The sequence below is a fragment of the Ornithinibacillus proteolyticus genome, from assembly GCF_039581225.1.
Lineage (GTDB): Bacteria > Bacillota > Bacilli > Bacillales > Amphibacillaceae > Ornithinibacillus > Ornithinibacillus massiliensis.
Map to the genome: position 1 here is coordinate 1 of NZ_JBCPXV010000096.1, position 3,838 is coordinate 3,838.

Below are 3,838 nucleotides of genomic sequence, written 5' to 3' on the forward strand. Positions count from 1 at the left end.
GGATGGAGTGTTACGGGCACGATGATTAGTTCTTCATGTGGCATAGAAAAGCACCTCCTTCAATTGATATTTCTATCTTAGCAAGAGGTGCTTCATTTTTGTATGCGTTGTTTGATTACGGGTTTACAAAGTAATAAGTGTCTATGTTGGTTTTAAAGTAAAAAGAAAAAATTGTTTGTGAAGAAACGTAATTAAAGTAAGGGTGCGGGTGATCCAAATGGTATCGCCTTTTTCTTATGGTTTAAATGCAGTTTTTATATTTGTCTTGTTTGCTATTCAGAGTCTATATAGTTTATATAAAAATATTAAACACAAATGAATGAATGTATGTATATATCCACTAAAAGGTGCTTACATAAGAACTAAACAACGCTTAGATTTTTCCAAGCGTTGTTTTTACTAGGGTTACCCCCACTCTTAACTCCCTAATCTTATACACTCTTGCGATCTCATAATTTGCTTATACATCTGATTGGCTTTTTTATGATGATTAGCCTGTTCATACATCTGAGCAAAAAGCTCGCCATAATAAATAACTAAGCTCCACCGTTTTTGTTCCTTAAAATACTCAACCGTTTCGTTTTGTAAAGCAATGATTTCTTCCATCGTAGGAACGTGGAATAACACACTTTGAAAGATACGAATTTGATAGACATATAGTTTATCCGTCTGTTTACTACAATGTTTAAAAGCATACTCTAGCCAATTGATCGCTTCTGTCCATTGATCGAGTTTATAATAACAACGAACTAAGTTAATATACGTAATCATCTTATTATTTTCCTTGCTAACTTTTCTTTTATATTTTAAGGATTTAAGGTAATACTTTATTGCCTGATGATAATCTTCTTGAGTTTCATAGCAATTCCCGAGATTATTATAAATCATCCCTAGATAATGTTCATGCTCTTCTTCTGGTAAATAGGTAAGTATCTTTTTAGCATGATGGTAGGTACGAATCGATTCGTCCCATTTATGAATATTGTTATAGCAAATCCCTAATTAAACTCTCTATTGCGGATTAAATACTTACAATAGACAAGCTCATATTTCATGACGGCGTCTCCTCCAGCTCGATTGGCCAATGACTCTAGCTTCATCATATCCGCTTCCGTTACCTCTTCGCTCCTTACTAACTTCTTATAGACTAATTCTAGTTCCTCATCGACATCAATAGGATTATCGTTTTTGGGAACATCCATACCAAGACGTTGAAATAATAATGTATAAATATGCTTATCCGCAATTACCCGATTATTTTCTATTCTACTTAAATAAGATGGTGTACCATCCCAAATCGCTAGTCACGTGTGTAATTGAAGTACCAAAACCCCCTATGAGAGCCAAATTTCTAAACAATTTGTGTAAGAAAACACCTTCGACAAAAACCAACAAACTTCGGGAGGTGTCAGGCACCTTTATAAGAGGGACGGTTCTATCTGAACCATCCCTCTACTTTTCTACTTAAACCTAAGCATCTTCCGAATTCCGATTACCAAACCATCTGAACAGGTTAAACATAACGAATGTCACGATAAATAACGCAATCCCTGCCTTATTAAACTGCATATACACATACCATGCATCACTAAAGGAATTGACCGGATAATGACCACTCATTAGTAAAATTGGAAAAACCGTAATGAGCATCGATAAATAATGAGCCAAAATCTGTTTCCAATACTGCCATTGTTCTATTTGGTATATAACGCTAGTTAAGCCTAATAAAAATGCGATAATAGCGTTATAAATATATAGATTAAAAGTTTCTTCCATTCCTTCATATATCAAGGAATATACAAGCAAAATAGCAAATAGAATTACTCCTCTAATTAATCCGCTTTTAAGTAGTTGCATCAATAATATCCCCTTCTTCATATCATGTTTAAAACCATTATGTGCCAATTCAATTTTTCGGTAAGATAATTCCTATCCTAAATATTTATCCCATGTATCTATACTTTCAAAATGAACTGAACACAGCCTATACATAATTCAAAGCTCTTTTCGCTCCAGATAAGTCGTTCGCTACATTAGCTTCAAATAGTTTAATGCTACTTTTTTGTGGTATTGGTAACCATGATCCCCATTGCTTCTTTTTTAAATCGCTAAGAACCATTAGGACACCTGCTGCTCCTGTCGATACATCCATAGAACATTTAAATCCATAGTTTCCTGGGAAAAGAATTTCATCATTATGGTCCCTAACGAGATAATTGTTTAAGCCTTTTAAGAGAATGCTAATCATATCAGACTTATTATGTGTATGTTTAACCGCGTTTGCTAAAGGGATAAATCCTGCATAGCCACTCATCAGGCCGCCATTTGCTGAACAATAATAATAATTACTACTAATAAATCTCTCCAAGACTTTTTCTCTAATAGGATTCAAATAATCTTTATCATGATTATGAAATTCTAACATAGTTAATGCTATCCCACTCGAACCATCTTCTATATATGGGATTAGTCTGTCAATACCGCGACTGTCATCAACAACGTGTAAATCTTCATCTTGATCATATTCACTAGCATGCTCTATCGATCGATCTATAAGATTGTAAGCAATTTCTTTCCCCTCAAAATTATTAAACAATGAATTAGACTTAAATAAAAATAATGCTGCTCCAGACCAACCATTTATTAAACCATAATTGGAAATTTCTTCTAGATTATCGTAGTTCTCTTGATAAATTGTAATTACTCTATCGTAGATTAGCTTTAGACTTTGCAATAAATTATCATCTCCTAAAATTTCATAAAAAGAGAGATAGAGTAATCCAATTCCTGATAACCCGGAATAGATAGAAATATCCTCCTTCGTATTTACTTCTTCCTTCGTAAAGTTCTTTTGTAAATTTCTTAAGATCGATAGTGCGCTATTTTCATAGCCTAACTCATAAAGGACTGTTATAATGCCGGAAAATCCATCGTAAAGACCAATATTATTCTTTAGGTTTTCTGATTCCTTTTCTAGATAAGGAATAATTAGCTTAAACCATTCTTCTAAACTTGCTTTTATACCAACACTAAAATTTTTACCGCCTGAGCGAATTAGTGAAAGTATTGTCCCGAATGCTCCATAGGCAACATTATACTTATTTATAGATTCATTAAATTGTGCTATATCCCCTTTTATTAATGAAAATGAATCAACTTCTAAATTATTTATTAAACCTTTTTGCAGTCCACCTATGATGTGATTGAGATTATCCATACTCAGTTCTTTAGTTGGTGGACTTAATTTTTGATTTAAAAATGGTGACTGCGGTCTTAGATTCGTATACTTAGAAATTGTATTCTCGATCTCTCTCAAGAAGTTAATAGCTTTTTTGCCAAATTTTTGTTCAATATGGCGGTCATGAACATGAGTAATTTGTGGGGCTAAATCATAAACAGGAATAATTGGCAAAAAGAGAGTCCGAGCTATTCGATAAAGAGCAAACCAATCACCTTGCATGTAGTTTTTAGCCTCATTAGAAATATAACCAGGTGTAGCAATACTTGGATTATAGCTATTTCCAGGTGATTCAGCTGCTTCAAAGTCTATTAATGTCACTTTCCACTCATCATCCGAAAGCATGATATTATTAAGACTAAGATCACCCATTGCAACACCTTTATTATGTATTTCACCAATGATACGAATTAGTTGATTAATAATTATTATACACTTTTCCACATATTCTGTATTTTTATTATTATAATAAGTGAATCAATTTCATAATTGCTCTTTTTAAAAATTCACAGACCTACAGAATTTCTAAAATATACTTTTAAAAAACAATAATCACGCGGCTTGTTGCTGCTGAATTAATTGTGCATTCATACGATCTGC

The 3,838-nt window shown here is 33.0% G+C and carries 4 protein-coding genes; all 4 read right to left on the bottom strand.

The features are described from left to right. Window positions 1-417: 417 nt before the first annotated feature. Entirely contained in the window at window positions 418-996 is a 579-nt protein-coding gene (locus AAIB49_RS19580; protein WP_343459034.1) for a tetratricopeptide repeat protein, read from the bottom strand. 2 nt (window positions 997-998) lie between these two features. Further along, on the bottom strand, window positions 999-1,202 hold the full coding sequence (locus tag AAIB49_RS19585; RefSeq protein ID WP_343459032.1) for a hypothetical protein: 204 nt from the start codon (window positions 1,200-1,202) through the stop codon (window positions 999-1,001). A gap of 268 nt (window positions 1,203-1,470) precedes the next feature. After that, on the bottom strand, window positions 1,471-1,857 hold the full coding sequence (locus AAIB49_RS19590; RefSeq protein WP_343459033.1) for a DUF3021 family protein: 387 nt from the start codon (window positions 1,855-1,857) through the stop codon (window positions 1,471-1,473). Between the two features lie 127 nt (window positions 1,858-1,984). Continuing rightward, window positions 1,985-3,610: a lanthionine synthetase LanC family protein gene (locus tag AAIB49_RS19595; RefSeq protein ID WP_339216643.1), complete on the bottom strand. Its 1,626-nt coding sequence runs from the start codon at window positions 3,608-3,610 to the stop codon at window positions 1,985-1,987. Window positions 3,611-3,838: the final 228 nt, after the last annotated feature.

Bases quoted from the DNA above. Each gene is read 5' to 3' on its own strand.
- AAIB49_RS19585 (WP_343459032.1), bottom strand. From the start codon at position 1,202: ATGGATGTTCCCAAAAACGATAATCCTATTGATGTCGATGAGGAACTA.
- AAIB49_RS19590 (WP_343459033.1), bottom strand. From the start codon at position 1,857: ATGCAACTACTTAAAAGCGGATTAATTAGAGGAGTAATTCTATTTGCT.
- AAIB49_RS19595 (WP_339216643.1), bottom strand. From the start codon at position 3,610: ATGGGTGATCTTAGTCTTAATAATATCATGCTTTCGGATGATGAGTGG.